This window comes from Bacillus sp. FSL W7-1354, from assembly GCF_038002405.1.
Lineage (GTDB): Bacteria > Bacillota > Bacilli > Bacillales > Bacillaceae > Bacillus > Bacillus paralicheniformis.
Genome location: NZ_JBBOCL010000001.1, coordinates 923486 through 940477, shown reverse-complemented (window position 1 = coordinate 940477; position 16992 = coordinate 923486). Strand labels below are relative to the sequence as shown.

General features: G+C 46.3%; 22 protein-coding genes. 8 read left to right on the top strand and 14 right to left on the bottom strand.

Annotated elements, in window-relative coordinates:
- Positions 1-134 precede the first annotated feature (134 nt).
- A complete protein-coding gene (locus MKZ04_RS04915; RefSeq protein WP_020451507.1) occupies positions 135-935 on the top strand; it encodes an MBL fold metallo-hydrolase in 801 nt (266 codons plus the stop codon).
- 18 nt (positions 936-953) lie between these two features.
- Here MKZ04_RS04915 and MKZ04_RS04910 read toward each other — a convergent pair whose 3' ends face one another.
- The 8 genes from MKZ04_RS04910 to MKZ04_RS04875 all read right to left on the bottom strand — a co-directional run bounded on the left by MKZ04_RS04910 (position 954) and on the right by MKZ04_RS04875 (position 7628).
- The gene (locus MKZ04_RS04910; protein ID WP_020451506.1) at positions 954-1571 is read right to left on the bottom strand and encodes a hypothetical protein; all 618 of its coding nucleotides are present in this window, start codon (positions 1569-1571) and stop codon (positions 954-956) included.
- A 117-nt stretch (positions 1572-1688) separates the two neighbouring features.
- Positions 1689-2666, bottom strand: a complete 978-nt coding sequence (nrdF, locus tag MKZ04_RS04905; RefSeq protein ID WP_020451505.1) for a class 1b ribonucleoside-diphosphate reductase subunit beta — start codon at positions 2664-2666, stop codon at positions 1689-1691.
- Between the two features lie 20 nt (positions 2667-2686).
- Positions 2687-4789 (bottom strand): class 1b ribonucleoside-diphosphate reductase subunit alpha, encoded by a 2103-nt coding sequence (nrdE, locus tag MKZ04_RS04900; RefSeq protein ID WP_020451504.1) that lies wholly within the window; start codon positions 4787-4789, stop codon positions 2687-2689.
- Positions 4746-5141: a class Ib ribonucleoside-diphosphate reductase assembly flavoprotein NrdI gene (nrdI, locus tag MKZ04_RS04895; RefSeq protein ID WP_020451503.1), complete on the bottom strand. Its 396-nt coding sequence runs from the start codon at positions 5139-5141 to the stop codon at positions 4746-4748. Before nrdI ends, nrdE begins: the two co-directional genes overlap by 44 nt.
- 250 nt (positions 5142-5391) lie before the next feature.
- Positions 5392-5604 (bottom strand): hypothetical protein, encoded by a 213-nt coding sequence (locus tag MKZ04_RS04890; protein ID WP_020451502.1) that lies wholly within the window; start codon positions 5602-5604, stop codon positions 5392-5394.
- 313 nt (positions 5605-5917) lie between these two features.
- On the bottom strand, positions 5918-6139 hold the full coding sequence (hfq, locus tag MKZ04_RS04885; RefSeq protein WP_020451500.1) for an RNA chaperone Hfq: 222 nt from the start codon (positions 6137-6139) through the stop codon (positions 5918-5920).
- Positions 6140-6180: 41 nt separating this feature from the next.
- Complete coding sequence (miaA, locus tag MKZ04_RS04880) at positions 6181-7125, bottom strand: tRNA (adenosine(37)-N6)-dimethylallyltransferase MiaA (protein ID WP_020451499.1); 945 nt, start codon at positions 7123-7125, stop codon at positions 6181-6183.
- A gap of 101 nt (positions 7126-7226) precedes the next feature.
- The gene (locus tag MKZ04_RS04875; protein ID WP_020451498.1) at positions 7227-7628 is read right to left on the bottom strand and encodes a YmaF family protein; all 402 of its coding nucleotides are present in this window, start codon (positions 7626-7628) and stop codon (positions 7227-7229) included.
- Positions 7629-7752: 124 nt separating this feature from the next.
- Here MKZ04_RS04875 and MKZ04_RS04870 point away from each other — a divergent pair, with 124 nt between their 5' ends.
- The 3 genes from MKZ04_RS04870 to erbB all read left to right on the top strand — a co-directional run bounded on the left by MKZ04_RS04870 (position 7753) and on the right by erbB (position 9059).
- Complete coding sequence (locus MKZ04_RS04870; protein ID WP_020451497.1) at positions 7753-7974, top strand: hypothetical protein; 222 nt, start codon at positions 7753-7755, stop codon at positions 7972-7974.
- 373 nt (positions 7975-8347) lie between these two features.
- Positions 8348-8686, top strand: coding sequence for an SMR family multidrug efflux transporter EbrA (gene erbA / locus MKZ04_RS04865; RefSeq protein ID WP_080131392.1), 339 nt, complete (start codon positions 8348-8350; stop codon positions 8684-8686).
- A gap of 13 nt (positions 8687-8699) precedes the next feature.
- Positions 8700-9059: an SMR family multidrug efflux transporter EbrB gene (gene erbB, locus MKZ04_RS04860; protein WP_020451495.1), complete on the top strand. Its 360-nt coding sequence runs from the start codon at positions 8700-8702 to the stop codon at positions 9057-9059.
- On the opposite strand, the gene MKZ04_RS04855 is transcribed toward erbB, so the two are convergent.
- Entirely contained in the window at positions 9056-9511 is a 456-nt protein-coding gene (locus MKZ04_RS04855; protein WP_020451494.1) for an OsmC family protein, read from the bottom strand. The genes erbB and MKZ04_RS04855 overlap by 4 nt on opposite strands.
- A 165-nt stretch (positions 9512-9676) precedes the next feature.
- Here MKZ04_RS04855 and MKZ04_RS04850 point away from each other — a divergent pair, with 165 nt between their 5' ends.
- On the top strand, positions 9677-9982 hold the full coding sequence (locus MKZ04_RS04850; RefSeq protein WP_020451493.1) for a hypothetical protein: 306 nt from the start codon (positions 9677-9679) through the stop codon (positions 9980-9982).
- Positions 9983-10036: 54 nt separating this feature from the next.
- Here MKZ04_RS04850 and MKZ04_RS04845 read toward each other — a convergent pair whose 3' ends face one another.
- The 3 genes from MKZ04_RS04845 to MKZ04_RS04835 all read right to left on the bottom strand — a co-directional run bounded on the left by MKZ04_RS04845 (position 10037) and on the right by MKZ04_RS04835 (position 11994).
- Positions 10037-10888 (bottom strand): NmrA family NAD(P)-binding protein, encoded by an 852-nt coding sequence (locus MKZ04_RS04845; protein WP_025811475.1) that lies wholly within the window; start codon positions 10886-10888, stop codon positions 10037-10039.
- A 17-nt stretch (positions 10889-10905) separates the two neighbouring features.
- Positions 10906-11322 (bottom strand): nuclear transport factor 2 family protein, encoded by a 417-nt coding sequence (locus tag MKZ04_RS04840; RefSeq protein ID WP_020451491.1) that lies wholly within the window; start codon positions 11320-11322, stop codon positions 10906-10908.
- A gap of 87 nt (positions 11323-11409) precedes the next feature.
- Positions 11410-11994: a TetR/AcrR family transcriptional regulator gene (locus MKZ04_RS04835; protein ID WP_020451490.1), complete on the bottom strand. Its 585-nt coding sequence runs from the start codon at positions 11992-11994 to the stop codon at positions 11410-11412.
- Between the two features lie 181 nt (positions 11995-12175).
- Here MKZ04_RS04835 and MKZ04_RS04830 point away from each other — a divergent pair, with 181 nt between their 5' ends.
- From MKZ04_RS04830 to MKZ04_RS04820, 3 genes are all read left to right on the top strand, one after another.
- Positions 12176-13435, top strand: a complete 1260-nt coding sequence (locus tag MKZ04_RS04830; RefSeq protein WP_341045409.1) for a glycosyl hydrolase family 18 protein — start codon at positions 12176-12178, stop codon at positions 13433-13435.
- 111 nt (positions 13436-13546) lie between these two features.
- Positions 13547-13747, top strand: coding sequence for a spore coat protein (locus MKZ04_RS04825; protein ID WP_023857660.1), 201 nt, complete (start codon positions 13547-13549; stop codon positions 13745-13747).
- Entirely contained in the window at positions 13744-14043 is a 300-nt protein-coding gene (locus MKZ04_RS04820; protein ID WP_020451487.1) for a spore coat protein, read from the top strand. Before MKZ04_RS04825 ends, MKZ04_RS04820 begins: the two co-directional genes overlap by 4 nt.
- 44 nt (positions 14044-14087) lie before the next feature.
- On the opposite strand, the gene MKZ04_RS04815 is transcribed toward MKZ04_RS04820, so the two are convergent.
- Both MKZ04_RS04815 and yjiC read right to left on the bottom strand, forming a co-directional pair.
- Positions 14088-15665 (bottom strand): APC family permease, encoded by a 1578-nt coding sequence (locus MKZ04_RS04815; RefSeq protein ID WP_020451486.1) that lies wholly within the window; start codon positions 15663-15665, stop codon positions 14088-14090.
- Between the two features lie 126 nt (positions 15666-15791).
- A complete protein-coding gene (gene yjiC, locus MKZ04_RS04810; protein WP_020451485.1) occupies positions 15792-16982 on the bottom strand; it encodes a UDP-glycosyltransferase YjiC in 1191 nt (396 codons plus the stop codon).
- Positions 16983-16992 lie beyond the last annotated feature (10 nt).

Sequence of the window (16992 nt, the reverse complement as noted above, 5' to 3'; positions counted from 1 at the left end):
TCCGTTATTAAATCGTAATCATTACGATTTAATAATAACCGATCAAGAAGCTCACCGCAAATGAAAAGACACAATGAAACTGCCTCTTCTAATAAAGAGACAGATCGGTCAAACGCAAAGGGGGAAGATTTATTATGAAGGAGCCAGACCGCATTCAACTCGATTCTTTTCAAATGACAATTTTATCTGATGGAGCATTTCGAGTTTCAAGGGATTTCTTTTTGGCGGGAGGAGACCCTCATGAAGCAGAACATTATCCTGAAGAATTTGAAGTAGCGCTGAACTTTATCTGCCTGGAAACGAACGAAAAACGGATACTGATTGATACGGGATTTGGCGAAACAGGCGGACAAGAAAGCGGGCACTTGATTCATCACCTGACACAGGCGGGAATTATGCCTGACTCCATAGACTATGTCATTTTGTCACACAGTCATTTAGATCATACGGGAGGTCTTCTGAATAACGGGAAACCCGCTTTTCCAAACGCTGTTCATCTGATCAGTGAAGCAGAATGGCTGTACGCAAAACAAACGCCGGCTTCTAAACAGTTTCGCATTCTCTCCACTGTCCGGCCGCTTCTGAAGCTGCTGACAGAAGATACCGAACTGCTTCCCGGACTGAAGCTGATCCATACGCCCGGACATACGCCTGGACACTTGACTATTGAATTACAGACAAAAGACGGGGTCTGTCAGATCATCAATGACGCATTTCACATTCCCGAAAGCATCTCCAATCCAAAGCTGCGGGTTTCGCTTGAGCATGACCCTAAAGAGGGAGAAAAGACAAGAAGACTGCTGGCCCGGCAGGCTTATAACGGACAGGTCCTGCTCCACGGGTGTCATTTCCCCTACCCTGGTTTCGGGTTAATCGAAAAGCAGGGCTCACTTTTTCAATGGAAACCGGTCCAATACGAAAAGAAAACTCGCTGAATCAGCGAGTTTTCCCATTTAAACTAAGATATCAACGACAAACTGTGACCAAGATTCAAGTCTGTCATAGACGCTTTTATCTTTCAGATCACTGGCTTTCATCCACCGGCCGGCAATCTGCTCCTTTTCTTTAACTTCAACGTGTGCGCCCGGTTTTAATTCAAGCGCTGAAAGGATTCCGATATGTACTTTTCCGACGCTGTTTTCATCATCATTAATCAGTCCGAGCGTCACCATTTTTTCTTTATCTGATTCCTCAATCAGAAGCTCTTCATCAAGTTCACGGTCTGTGTTTAACTTCAGAATACCGGAAAAATCAAGCCCTTCGGCAAAGTTCATGTGGCCGCCGAAGCCGAGTGACAGCTTGTTGTGAAGCCGCGCTTCCCCTCCGCCTTCGAGCCGCTCGTATACAAATATTTCGTCTTCTCTTTTGATGACAACATAAGGGATCGGCTGTTTAAACGCAGGATCTTCTTCGGCGTCTCCCCTTCTCATTTCACTAAAGTGCTGTTCAATATGCGCCATGATCTTCCCGACCTTCTCACCGTCGCTGTTGACGCCTTGGAAGGTCAGCGTTTCATTTGCAAATACGTTTTCCCGCGGGACCACGAGAATGATTTCATCCATTTTTCCCATTGTATCCGTTTCCTCCTCAAAGTGAAAAGAGCAGATTCGTTCTGCTCTCATTTTGCCGTGTATCTATAACTGAAAGGCGGGGCTTGGGCGCGGATGCGCCCTTTTAGCCCGGCCGGCTTACTTATCGTCAAAGTAAAAATCGTCGTCTCTTATCGGTTCAACTGTTGCTTTTTTGTAGCCGTTCCCTTTCATTGAGAAGAAGTCGTGTGACTTTGTTTTCGTATTCAACCCGTTCAACACGATCGGATTGATCTCTTCTTCTTCAAAATAAGCTTCAAAGCCAAGGTTCATCAGCGCTTTGTTGGCATTATAGCGGATGAACTTCTTCACGTCGTGTGAAAGGCCGACCTGGTCGTACAGATCTTCTGTATATTCAAGCTCATTTTCATAAAGCTCTTTTAATAGATCAATGGCAAACGCGTACAGCTCTTCTTTTTTCTCAGGTGTCTGCTGATTGTAAATTTCCTGAGCGAGCAGGCCGACATAGACGCCGTGAATCGCTTCGTCCCGCAAGATCAGGTTGATGATTTCGCCGCTTTGCATCAGCTTGCCCTGTCCGTAAAAATAAAGCGGGTAGTAGAAGCCGCTGTAGAACAGGAAGCTTTCTAAATAAACGGATGCGACCATCGCTTTAAACAGCGAAATTTTATCACCCTGGCGGATTTTCTCATAGAGTCCGACAATGACCTGAGCTTTTTTCTGCAAATATTTGTTTTGTTTAACCCATTCAAAGACTTCGTTGATCGTCTCTGTCGGGGCAAGCGTCATGAAAATGTTTGAATAGGACTTGGCGTGGACCGCGTTTTCCATCATCGCCATGAAGTTCAGCACCGCTTTGCGCTGATGCCCTTCTACATGCTCAGCGACAAGGGGCATTCCCGTGTTCCCCTGCTCTGTATCGAGAAGCGTCAGCCCCGCGAGCACCTTCATGTATGTGTCCTGTTCATTTTTACCCAAGTACTTCCATGTCAGAAGGTCTCCATTAAGCGCAATCTCTTCCGGAAGCCAAAATTGCTTCACATTTTGGTTGTAAAACATTTGGGTAAAATCATCTTCATGCTTTGACCAGTTTGCTGCATCATAAATTTTCGTCACTTTCGCATACTCTCCTTTAATCAAACGACACAAGAAAGGCAGCCTTCTTGCCCTGTATCCTTCGTTCTTGCATAGTAAAGTGTTTTGATTCCTTTATGGTGGGCATAAAGATCGATCCGGTTCAGATCGCGTGTCGTCATTGTATCTTTCAGGAACAATGTAAAGCTTATGCCTTGGTCAACGTGCTGCTGAATCGTCGAGATCATGTCGACAACTCTGAACATGTCCATATCATACGCTTCTTTATAGTAGAACCAGTTGCTCGGCGCAAGTCCAGGCATCGGATAGTACGTCTTGGAGTTGCCGTAGGTTCTTTCTTCAATCCGCTCCATGATCGGCATGACTGATGCCGTGCTTGACTGTACATATGAAATGGACCCGGTCGGTGCGATGCACAGTCTGTAGCTGTGGTACAATCCGTGTTCTTTGACAAACTGTTTCAGCTGTTCCCAGTCTTCTTTTGTCGGGATGTGCATGCCTTCAAAAAGCTTGGCCACTTTTTCGAATTTAGGCGAGAAATCTTGTGTAACATACTTTTCGAAGTATTCACCCGTTGCGTAAGCCGAACCTTCGTAGTTATGGTACGTCTCACCTTTTTCTTTGGCGATTTCGGCAGACCGTTCAATCGAGTAAAAGTTCATCATCATAAAGAAAGTGTTCGCGAAGTCCCTCGCTTCCTCACTTTCGTAGGCGATATTGTTCTGTGCCAGGAATCCGTGCAGGTTCATCGCTCCAAGGCCGATGGATTTCATCGCTTTGTTCGCTTTTTTGACCGCCGGTGCGTTTGTAATGTTCGTCGTTTCAGAAACGTGCGTCAGCGAATCGGTTGCAAGCTTAACCGTCTGCTCAAGCGATTTGTTTTTCATGACGTTCAATATGTTCAATGAACCAAGGTTGCAGGAGATGTCAAGGCCGATCTCATCTTCTTGACCGTAGTCTGTGTATGAAGAAACCTGTGAAGCCTGAAGAACCTCTGAGCAAAGGTTGGAAAATTTAACCTTGGAAATATGATTGTTCGCATGCGCGTTGTTGACATTGTCCTGGAACATAATGTACGGATATCCTGATTCCGATCTTAACATCGCAAGCTTTTCGAGCATCTTGCGCGGGTGGATTTTTTCTTTTTTGACGCGCGGATCTTCCACAAGCCGGTCGTACATCTCGTTCATGTCCATTTCATCGAGGTGCTCGCCGTACGCTTTATAAACGGTGTGCGGATAGAATACGTATGCCGCTTTATCCTCTCTTGCAAGCTCGATGAATTTATCTGGAATGACGACTCCGATGGACAATGTTTTCACCCGGACATCCTCATCAGCGGAAATCTTCTTCGTATCGAGGAAATCGTTGATGTCGCGGTGGAAAATGTTTAAGTATGCAGCCCCTGAGCCTTGTCTTTGTCCCATCTGATCAGCGTAACGGAATGCGTTGTCAAGAAGCTTCATCACGCCGACAACGCCTTTAGTCGCGTTTTCGACATCTTTGATCGCTTCGCCTTTCGCACGCAGTTTTGAAAGGTTCAACGATACGCCTCCGCCTAGCTTTGACAGCTGCATTGAAATATCAATCGCTCTCGAGATGTCGTTCAAGGAATCATTGACTTCCAAGAGGAAGCAGCTGACCAGCTCTCCGCGGCGTTTGCGGCCGGCATTTAAGAACGTCGGCGTGCTCGGCTGATACTCCTGGTTGATCATCATTCTGACGAATTCCTTCGCCTTCTCCTTATCCCCGTTTGCAAAAAATAAAGCTACGATAGAGATTCTGTCTTCATAGCGTTCAAGAATTTTTTTCTTGTCGTTTGTCTTCAGCGCATAGTCATTGTAAAACTTAAAAGCGCTCATAAAGGACGGGAATCTGAATTTTTTAGCGTAAGCCTCTTTGAACACTTCCTTGATTTCTTCGAACGTGTAGCGGCTTAAAAACTCTTCTTCATAGTAGTCATTCTTGATTAAGTAATCGATTTTCTCTTTCAGATCATGGAAAAATACCGTATTTTGGTTGATATAGTCTACAAAATAACTATGTACAGCTTCTTTATCTTTATCAAACTGGAATTTCCCGTCTTTTTGGATCATGATCTCATTGTTTAACTGGATCCATTTTGGCACTTGATTTTGTGACAATTCTTTCTACCTCCTGAGTAAACAGTTCAACGTCTTTGGCCGTCCCGCTGAGCTCAAATTTGCCGAGAATCGGAACCTGATACTGCTTCGAGATTTTTTCTGCGCTTTTCGCAAAATTGTCTCCCCACACTCTGTTTCCGCTTGCCGCAACTCCCAAAAGAAGATGGGCGTTTTTCTCAAGAAACATCTCAGTCGTTTTCGGAACTTCCCCAAACCCTGTCGTGTACGTGATCAAAACAAACGGTTCGTCTAGATACTCCTCTGTGCTGACTTTCCGTTTATTGCGAAAAGGCGTCTTATCCACAAAGCGCTGAACGTTTCCCGTTTTTGAATCAAATACGATCTGAATCATCATTATCACGACCTAGTAAAATTGTTTCCGAGTCTTTCAACTCGAACCTTACACAATATATAGTATACTATCATTCAAGAAAACACAATATATTGTGCTCAGGTTGATGAAAGTTCACAATTTGCTTCAGCTTAGGAGGCCTAAGGCCAAAGAAATATGAGTAGAATGAGAGCCGTTCGCTCATCCTACTCACAAACCGAAATCTATCATAACACGAAAAAAATTGAGTTAGTAGACTAGACTTTTTCGCTTATTTTTTGTAAGTGTCACAGCACTTGTTCTCGCATACCTCTTTAATATCGGCTTCGATGCCGAGTTCCTTAAGAACCGACTGAACAGCCGTCATGATCGACGCTTCCCTGACAAGTTCTTTTCCGTTGACGAGAATACTTGTGCCGTATTCATAGCAGGAATCATCTTCACACGTCTCTTCCCAATGGTTGATGACGATCTTAGGTTTCATTGTTCGCTCATTCCTTTTCATTTTCAAACTGAATTGATGTAAACACTACTTAGTTTAGCGATTAGATGCCGCTTTGTAAATTTGAATGCCTCGGTCTTTCACAGGACGTGATGACGGCGGCGTTTTAGACAGGATGTCAGGCAATTGGTCTCCGTTCCTTTTATTCCCATACTCCTGCTCGGACCGGCAACGGCCGCAGTTGATTGTAAAGTCGCCTCGAAAACGACAAAATCCCAAAACAGTAAACTGTTTCAGGATTTTGTCAGGCAATCTGAAAAGACCATGCCAGGCATGGTCTTTTAGCCGTAAATCGCTATTCGAGTTCGAGTTGAACGTTTTTTTGCGGTGCAAATGTGGAAATGGCATGTTTGTATATAAGCTGCTGCTTTCCTTCCGATTCAATCAACACTGTAAAGTTGTCAAATCCTTTTACTTGTCCGCGCAGCTGAAATCCATTCAGTAAAAAGACCGTGACAAATGTACTTTCTTTCCGAATCTGATTCAAAAACTGATCTTGAATATTTATCGATTTCATGTTTCTGGTCCTCCTTGTTTCTCTATACCATACTGTTTCGATTAAAGTTCGAGCTTTCCTGCTATGTAAGTGAAAATTTCCTGTTTTTTCTGCTCGATATTGACAGGGGGCGTCATGTCATACCAGGCGACATCCATTTGATTTCTGAACCATGTCAGCTGTCTTTTGGCGTAGCGTCTCGAATTCCGCTTCAACGTCTCAACCGCCTCTTCCAAGGACGCTCTGCCTTCAAGGTGCGCATAAAGCTCTTTGTACCCGATGGCCTGAACAGACTGGCAATTTCTTATGTTTTCATCATAAAGCTGTTTCACTTCATTCAGCAGCCCCTCATCCATCATCTGGTCTACGCGGCTGTTGATCCTGTCATACAGCACTTCCCGCTCCATCGTCAAACCGATGAGAGCCGTGGTGTATAAAAGCTCTTTCCGCTGTCCTTCCATATGTTCAGACATCGTTTTTCCTGTCGTATGGAAAATTTCAAGCGCCCTGATGACCCTTCGTTTATTGTTTGGATGAATGGCTTTTGCCGCTCCGGGATCGCGCTCTTTCAATAGACAGTGAACATATTCGGCTCCTCTCTTGTCAGAGAGCGCCTCCATCTCCGCTCGGAACTCAGGGTCGCCCGCTTCCTCTGTGAATGAATAGTCGTAAAGGACAGACTGGATATAGAGCCCTGTCCCCCCCACAATCATCGGAAGCTTCCCTCGCCTGCCAATCTCTGCGATTTTTTGTCTGACGATCTCCTGATATTCAGCAACCGAGAAAGATTCCGTCGGTTCTTTAATATCGATCAAGTGATGCGGAACCCCGTTCATTTCTTCTTCTTTAATTTTTGCTGTGCCGATATCCATTCTTTTGTAAATCTGCATCGAATCTCCGCTGATAATTTCCGCATTCAAATGCTCGGCCAGCATCACGCTTAATTTTGTTTTACCGACAGCGGTCGGTCCGATCAAAACGATGACCGGCGGTTTCGTTTTATTCACTGCTGATCACTCTCTTTAAACAAGCTCCTCCCATTATACCATTTCACGTTCAAAAACACCCATTTCATTTTACCCGTTTTCATTGTTTTCCAAACATTCCCTCACCACCCTATCGGCTCATTCCCCACGATTTCTCTTGTGGAACCCTTAAAAGTATGCCGGTGCCTCTCCTTTATTCCATCGCTTACATACACGACTCCGCCAAATCTGATCGGGGGAGCCGCAGAATATGCCAGATAGGTCGTGCCCCCGATTTCATGATAATGCGTGCCGTCCGCCCGCGGAATCGCGGGCCCCGTAATCGCGTAATACCTGTGATAATGTCCCTTATCGAAAGAAGTGATGCCGGAATAAAAATGAACGTGCCCATCTGTATTGCTCCCGTTTGCCGGCTGGGAAAAGCCTTCAATTAGGTGGTAATGGCCATTGGCAGTCGATGTTCTCGCCCTGTAGGCGTGGGCATGGGGAGGCGCTTTTGACCAATCCGACTGATACAGCGTCATGTTTCATTCACTCCTTTTTAAGGGCGGCTTCACTAAAAAATACGACGGGCGCCCAAGCAAAAACGGCTGGGCAGAATACAGTGATGTTAGTCAGGTTTCATTTTATTATTGGAGGGATTTTTTTATGAATCATTTCGAGCACGCTCCTGTATACGGCGACGACAACCAGCGCATCATCGGCAGACCTTTCTTTGGCGGACCTTTTGGGCGCCCGTTTTTCGGCCCGCGTCCGTTTTTCGGTCCGGGCCCCTTCTTCGGAGGTTTTTTGGGCGGACTTACTGCCGGAGCGCTTCTCGGCCCTTGGGGATATCCGTATCCGCCGTATCCTTACTATCCTTTTTTCTGACAGATAAAGGCTCTTCCAGGGGCCTTTTTACATAACTTTTTTCTTGACTTAGAACTTTTGCATCAATTAAGATGGATTTTACCAACCGGTTAGTAATACGGGTTTTTTTTATGTCTAAAAAAGAAGAAATCTTTGAAGCGGCCTCATGACGATTGCGGAATACACCTTTAACACTTTAAGATCGTTTATGGGCTGCGTTTTTTGATATTCGAATGAAAACTAACTTTGTACAAGCGCCCTTGCTGCGGCAGCATGTCTTAAACCGCAGCGTGAGTTGTGTGAAAAGAGCGCTGGCAAATGGTCAAAGTCTTTTGTTTCAATTGGAACTGCTGGCTGACGAAGAGAAAGCTCTCCTTTTGAATCATGGAATAACATTGATAGAGGAGGATTTCATATGATTGCAGGCTACATTTTTCTGCTGATCGCCATCTTGTCAGAAGCGGCGGCAGCCGCCATGCTGAAAATCTCTGACGGGTTCGCGCGCTGGCGGCCGTCGGTTCTCGTAGTGATCGGCTACGGTCTCGCATTTTACATGATGTCGCTCACATTGCAGGTCATCCCGCTAAGCCTCTCCTATGCGACTTGGAGCGGAGCTGGCACCGTTCTGACTGCAATCATCGGCGTCTTGTGGTTTCAAGAAAAGCTGAACCGGCGAAATATCGCCGGCATTATTTGTCTCGTGTCAGGCGTTGTCCTGATCAATCTGTCATAAGGAGGAGAATGTCATGAAAGGCATGATCTTTTTGGCGGCTGCCATTTTGTCCGAAGTATTCGGAAGCACGATGCTGAAGCTGTCAGAAGGCTTTAGCGCCCCCCTGCCCGCGGCCGGTGTCATAATCGGTTTTGCGGCTTCTTTTACGTTTCTGAGCTTTTCATTAAAAACACTGCCTCTATCTGCGGCTTATGCGACTTGGGCCGGCACCGGGACGGCTTTGACAGCTGCGATCGGGTATTTTATATTTCAGGAGCCATTCAATCTCAAAACTCTTATTGGGCTTGTATTGATCATCTGCGGCGTCTTTTTGCTCAATTCAAAGCATGCTGACGCCGCAGACCAAAAGGCTCAGCTCACGATCGAAATCTAATCCGCTTTGGAGACGACAATCTTCGGGTCTAATTCAATGGCGACATTGCCCTGAACCGCCCTTGATATCATACAGGATGTCTCCGCCTTTTCAGCCAGCCTTCCGGCAAGTTGGACCTCTTTTTCCGCCGCTTCTTTCGGAAGGCGGATCAGAGGTCTGTGAATGATTTTTTCGTACGTAAACACCCCGCCTGTCACATCGACAACAGCCTCGGATTCCATCGTCAGGCTCTCTTTTTCCAATCCGCTTCTTTCCATCATGGCTGCAAGCGTGATGATATAGCAAGTCGCAGCGGCGCCGAGCAGCATTTCGTCAGGGTTTGTCCCTGCCCCCGGACCGTCCATTTCCTTTGGAATTGAAATTTCTGTTTTTAAATTCCCGCTTTCAATCCTTCCGATGTCGTTACGTTTTCCAGGCCAGTCTGCCTGAAGGTAAAAATGATGTTTAGCCATAAAAAATACCTCCTTTTTTTATCCTGCTTAAAGTCTACCGGTATTTGACCTTTCTGTCTGTTGATTTGCCTAAAAAACCGGTAAACCGTGACAGCCGTCTAACACACGGGGCATGAGCGGAACATAGAATACAACGAAAATCCGCGCAAGAAAGGACGAAAAGAAATGGAGAATGTAGAACATTTACAGCAGACACCGGCTCCCGAACAGCATATGCATATCCCCCAGTATCAGCACGCCGAAGCAGCCGTGCACCACATCAAATGTCCGTTGTTTCCGCACTTGAAACATAAGACGTTGTGCACAGTTGCGCCTTTTGTTCATTACGGTTTAAATGAAGCGCAAACCACTTCCTATCACCACGCCATGGAAGAAGTAGCGGCAATGGCTTATTTAATGGGCATGGGTATGGACCCTCACTTGGCCTACTGTACAGTTGAGTCATGGGAAATCAACGAAACATTCTACTAATTAGACTGAACGGTCAAAAATAAAGAGAAAAGACCGTTCAGTCTCAGGAACGGGTTAAAGCAGACGCCAGCGTCCGGCGTGTTCATTGGCGAAATCAGCCAGTGAACGCGGTTTTTTTCCCGTGATGCGTTCCACTGTATCTGTGATGCGGTTTTCTTTGCCATTCTTGATTTTCTCGTCTAGTTCCGACATGAATCCGGCATAATCGGGAGATAATCCTGCTTTTATATACCTTTCCCTCAAAGCGGACACTTCGACATTGACATGCCTGACGTCGCGGCCTGCCGCTCTGCCGATGATTGCCGCGGCTTCAGCATAACTCAAGGCTTCCGGCCCGGTCAAGATATGGCTCGTATTATGCGGCTTTTGATCAAGCAATGCGCGCACAGCCACTTCAGCAATATCGTCTGCCTCTATAAACCCGACTTTGCCGCTGCCTGACGCCGTGACGATTTCATTTTTCTTCCGAATCGAAGCGCCATGCTGATGGTCAAAATTCTGCATGAAATATGAAGGCTTTAGCACCGTCCATTCAGGAACATATCGCCTGACCGCGTGATGAAGCTTCCCGAATACGGGTCCGTCTTCATCAATAATGGCAGCGCTGAGCAGAACAATGCGGCGGACGCCGGATGCCGCTGCCATTTCCAAAAACGGCACAACGAGCGGCGACGGTTCGAATACACCGACAGGCGCAACCAAATACAATGAGTTCGTGTTTTTTAATGCGTCTCTGTAAGTTTTTTGATCATTCCAGTCAAAATACACATGTTCCGTTCCGGCCATTGCAGGCATTCTCCGGCTTGCGATCCGGACACCGGCCCCCAAACGTACAAGCCGTTTGGCGATTCGGCTTCCAGTCGTGCCGGTTCCGCCGGTAATCAATATTTTTTTCTCCACTTTTATCACTCCTTGTTACGTCATTAAAAAGTCTGCAGCCGTCCCCCGAACGATTCGATGACAGTCAGAGGATTCCAATAATCTTTGTAGTGGACAATTTTGCCCTCTTTCATGTTTACAAGGCTGATGTACTGTTGGTTATAAGGAAGCCCCGTCTCGCACACCGTGCCTTCACATTCAAATTCGACAGCTGCATAGCCCGTATTTGCCATTTGATGAATAGTGGGTGCTGTGAAGCGGACAATATCGATCTTTTCGGGAAAATCCTTTATATATTCGTAAATCGCCGACTTTCCTTCTAGTTTTTTAGGAAAACCTGGCGGTGCATATGGATGCTCAAACACCGCGTCTTGATCCCAAAGCTGTATCCACTTTTCCATATCCTTTTCGAGCATCGACTGCAAAAATTGTTCCATCACATCGGTTATCGTATGCGCCATTTTCTTTCCCCCATTCTTTTTTGACCACTTGGTCAAAAATAGTGATAAAAACGAGCGGCAGCCCATCTTCCTTGACGAAAAAATTCTTTAATCAAGAACAGACAGGCTGACATCGATCAAATCCTGAAGGGCGTCAAAGTCCCCCGTTAACTTCGCCTGAAACGTGAGCGACAGCCGGGTTTGATTTAAAAAACGGGCAACTGCTGAAAGATCTTGACCTCCCTTCTTTAGTTCCCCCTGTGACTCGGCCCGGACAAGCGCTTTGTAAAAGGCGGTTTCCAGTTGCTTTGTCTGCTTATCAAAGTATTCGGCAACCTCTTGATCACGGGGAATTTGTTCAATTGCACTGTTGATGATATAGCATGCCTTTGAGCGCTCGGGGTCTTTCAGAGCGTTTAAGCTTTCCTGAAAGATCTGCCGAACCGATTGCTTCACTGAGCCGGGGCTTTCAAGCCTGGCGATTACTTGAGCATTTTTATCATCAAGATATCTTGTAAGAGCGGCAATAAACAGATCCCGTTTCGTGCCGAATGTATTGTACAGACTTTGCCTGGCAATTCCCAGGCGGCTGAGCAGCTCTTGCATCGATGCGCCTTCATAGCCGAATTGGCCGAAAACCTCCATTGCTTTATGAAGGACGAGGGCGGTATCGAATTCTTTGCTTCTTCCCAAGCCTTTATCACCTCCTTTATTTGAAGAATACACTTTTTAGATCGATCAGTCAAGAATTATCCGCTTCACGGATCTATTCACCATTCCGATTGAGAAAATCGGCGCATGATCCTTCAGCTCCGGTCATAGACATAGCATAAAACCCCTGTCACATACAGAGGAATAAAAGGAAGTGTGCCCGTTGTTTATTTATACGGTTCAGCCGGGAGATTCATTATTTGTCATCGGTGCCAGGTTCGGAATTTCGATTGACCAGATCCGATTGGCAAACGGGTTGGTCGAAACAAACATTGTCCCCGGACAGGCTCTTTTAATACCGCTTTATACATATACGGTTCAGCAGGGAGACAATTATGATTCGATCGCCCGCTGGACGTTTGTATCCGCCGAAGCATTGCAAAAAGCAAATCCGTCTGTAACGCCTGCCAATATGAGGCCGGGGATGAAAGTGACGATTCCGGAATTGCCGAAAAAACCGATCACCGCTTTAGGATATTACACATTGAGAAACCCCGGCTTAGACCAGGAATTGATTCATAATTTTGCCCCCTACGCCACATATCTGGCATTTTTTGAATACCATATTTCAAGCGACGGATCGTTAAGCGAGCTGAATGATTCACCGGCGGTACAAACGGCCTGGAGGCGGCGCGTTCCTCCCCTCATGACAGTCACCAATCTGACAGAAACAGGCTTTAGTCCGTCTCTTGCGCACCGCGTATTAAATCAGCCTGACGTAAGAAACCGACTCATCGACAATATTGTTCAAACGATTTCCAGAAAAGGATATGCTGGCGTCAATATTGATTTCGAACAGATTGTGGAGGAAGACAGAGATTTATTTTCAGGTTTTCTCCGCCTGTTGAAAGAGCGGCTGAAGCCTTCCGGTTATGTGTTGACGGTTGCCGTTCCGCCGAAAACAAATGAAAATATCGCCTGGCTGAAAGGGTATGACTATGGCGGAATCGGCGCAGTGAGCGACCTTGTCTTTATCATGGCATACGACTGGCACCACGGAACAAGCGAACCCGGCCCCGTCGCTCCGATCAATGAAGTCCGGCAGACGATTCAATTTGCCCTTCGCCATATTCCAAAAGAAAAAATCATTCTCGGCTTTCCGCTTTACGGCTATAACTGGACGCTGCCCTATCAGCCTGGTACCGTATACCCGGGAATCGCCAACCAAGGCGCCGTTCAGCTCGCCATGAAGCACCAGGTACCGATTCAATATGATACAAAGTCTGAGTCCCCTTTTCTCCAATACACAGATGAACAAGGCAGAAGGCACATCATATGGTTTGAAGACGCACGCAGTATTGGAAAAAAACTGCAACTCATCATCGAATACGGACTTGGCGGCGGCGGTGTCTGGCAGCTCACGCTCAGTTTTCCGCAAGGAACCTGGCTCTTGACCAAATTCTTTCGCGTCAGAAAAGCCTGACAGCAACATGTAATTTATTGTAAAACAGCAAACAGAATAATCCCGCTAATGAACCTTGATACTAATGATGTGTCCTTCACACAATAACAAATCTGAAAGGAATGTTTGCAATTGAATAATGGGATTCATGAAACATTGGAACTGCATGAGCTGTTAATGTTTAAAAACCTTTGCCTGACTAAGTCATCAACAATGACGGGAATGGTGCAGGATCAAGAGCTTCGCGACATCTTGGAACGGGATGCTTCCCAAACAAAGCATCAGATCGAGCATTTGCAAGGACTGCTGTCAATGAGAGGTGAAACCGTATGAACGAATTCATCCAAAACATGACAGGAATGGGCGCGATGACTGAACAAGTGATAGCGACCGACTTTTTAATCTCAGCGAAAACCGGTGTCAAAAACATTGCCACTGCTATCACAGAAACATCTTCTCCAGAAGTGCGTGAAACGCTTAAGCAGTATTTAAACGACGCGATTGATACTCATGAACAGATCACAAACTATATGATGTCAAAAGGTTATTACCATCCTGCCAATTTATCTCAACAAATTCAAGTTGATACCAAAGCTGCCGAAACAGCTAAAGATCTTCCGCAACTGTAATGAAAACGTGAATCCCCCGCAGTCCATACGCGGGGGATTCTTATTTAAACGGTTTCTTCTTTTTTCTCATCATAATCAATGACTGCCTTTGGAAGGGCCGTATATTTCGCCCAGTAAAATACCGCAATCGATCCTGCTGCGATCAAGATTAAATCGACCGGTGTCCTCAATAGGCCCACGCCATTACCGAATGAGCCGAGATACGACAAAATCAAGAGCATGACATAATAACCGACAATCCACCAGCTTGATTTAAGCTGCTGTGCAAACGAAACATCGTCTTGGGGAACATATTTTTTACACGCGCAATAAACGGCAAACATCACGAGCTGCGATCCGAGCAGCCATGACACGGTGTTCCAGCCTGACCAATAGACGATATACGACGCAAATACGAAGGAGACAGGAGCAATGACAGCCATCCCCTTGATTTGCAGAGGCTTGTTGAGTTGCTTGGCATTCACATTCAGCGCTGCCGCTGAAACCGGAGCAATCGCATAGGAAAGAATCAAGGCTACAGAGCAAACATTGACGAGCGCGTCCCAAGACGGAAAAGGAAGCGTCCAAAAAACGGCGAGCGCGAACGACAGCCACAACGACGGACGCGGAATTCCCGTCGATTTATTCACCTTGGCAAACACTTTGAACAACGTGCCGTTCCGCGCCCATGCATAAACCAAGCGCGACGTCGTATTCATAAAAATATTGCCGTTTCCGCCGGGTGATAAGATCGCATCCAGAACGACAAGAGTGGCAAGCCAGCCCATCCCAAGAAGCACCGCGATGTCTTTGAATGGAAGAGAAAATTCCTTGCCGATCGCTTTCCAGCCGTCATTCAGCATATCAGTCGGGATGGCTCCGATAAACACCACTTGCAGTATCGTATAAATGCAAGCCGAAACAATGATGCAAATCAGCAGAGCGACCGGGATGTTCCGCTGCGGATTTTTCACTTCACCGGCGACCGAAACGATCGGATGAAGACCGAGGTATGCAAACATCACCCCGCCGGTCGAAATGGACGCCTGCACCCCGTCAAAGCCAAACGGGGCAAATTCTCCCGCAAAGTTGGCCGACTTAAAATGGAATATCAATACGACAATGATCGTCAAAGGAACAAAATACTTAAAAACCGAAATGATTAAATTTGATTTCGCAAACGCTTTGACACTCCAATAATTGAGTAAAAAGAACAAACAAAGCAGCACAAACTGCAAAAGCCAGCCGATAATCGTCGGCGATTCAGAACCTTTTATCGTCAAACCGGGAAACCAATAAGCTACGTATTGCCTGACAGCGGTCACTTCGATTGAAATCAGGCTTGTATAGGCAACGATCGTGATAAATGAAATCAAGTATCCGACAAGGTGGCCGTGGGTATACACCGGATAGCGGATAATCCCGCCCGTCCGCGGCAAAGCAGCTCCCAGCTCGGCATAAACGAGGCCGATTAAAAGGATAATGACGCCGCCGATAATCCACGAAAAGCTTCCCGCGGGCCCGGCTTTTGAAGCGACATTGCTGACGGCAAACAGCCAAGCCGAGCCGAATATCGCTCCCATGCCGATCAAAATCAGGTCAAGCAGAGAGATCGTTTTTTTGAAATTGCCCTGATTTGACAAATCACTTCCTCCTTTTTAATACATTTAATAGAAGGTAGTATGTTCAAAAAGCGCCTCTGTATACTTTTCCCGCTTCCTTTCGGCTGCAACAAAAAACCCGGGGATTTCCCGGGTTCCTTCATATGGTTATTTCACTCCTGCCGGTGCTAAAAATGACTCAATTTCATCTGCGGCTTTCTCGGCTCCTCCTGCTTGTTTAATGTGCTCTTGCATGTCCTTTACGCGTTTCAGGACATCCAGGTTACCGTCTGTCTGGGAGACGGCTTCCCGCAATGAAGCAACTGTTGTGTCCTCCGGCTGCAAATGCTTGCCAAGCCCGAGTTCTTCGACGCGGCGGGCAGTGATTTCCTGTTCAGGCATTTGCGGGACGGCAACAAGCGGTACACCGGCATTCAATCCTTCCATCGTACTGTTCATACCCCCATGGGTGATGAAAAGCTCTGCTTTCTTCAGGATTTCCAGCTGGGGAACGCGCTGATGAATCGAAAAGTTATCAGGTATGTCGTCAAAGCTTTCAGGATCGATTGTCGTGCCGACAGCCATGATCACCTGCCACTTCGTGTCCCTGAATGCTTCGATGCACATATGATAAAATTCCGGCCAGGCATTGAACGCCGTCCCTAAAGAAATCAGCATGACAGGACGGCCGCTGTCCGAAATAACCGGCGTGTCTTTTTCCTGAAACTTGCGTTTGGCTAGAGAAGGACCGACAAAAGAGAACCGTTCATCAAACGTTTCGCCGTAAGGCTGAAAAGCACGAGGCATAAAGACAATGTTCAATTTTGCCGGTTCGAACATCTCTTCAAAATTAAATGACGGAAGATTCGCATTTTTCAAAGCGGCTTCTTGCTCAGGCGTGAGCTCGATCTTAAACTCTTCAGACATTGATTTGAATGAAAAATGTTCGTTCTGTGCATATGTAGAACAAAGGCGAACCGCCTCTATTCCAAACTTCTCAGCCAGCATTTTTCCCGCCATGGCCATAAAGTCAAAAAGGATGAGGTCAGGCTTGTCATTCTCATAAAGCGCTTCAAGCTGAGGAAGAACCTCCTCCATTTCTTTCATAAACATCATCGGAGCCTGCGTCATATCTTTTTTATTTTTCATCAGCTCCCGAATTTGCTGCGGATCGATATTTAAAGTTGAGCGGTAGTTGAGCGGCTCTGCCCCAGTTTCCTCAACAGCTTTCACAAACTCATCCGTTACCGGATATGTTACCCGATAACCGCGTTTGACAAGGCTTGCCGTTAAAGCAAGCGTCGGATTAATATGCCCGTGAGCGGGAATATTAAAAATCGCGATATGTTTTTGGCCCATTTTTTAACCT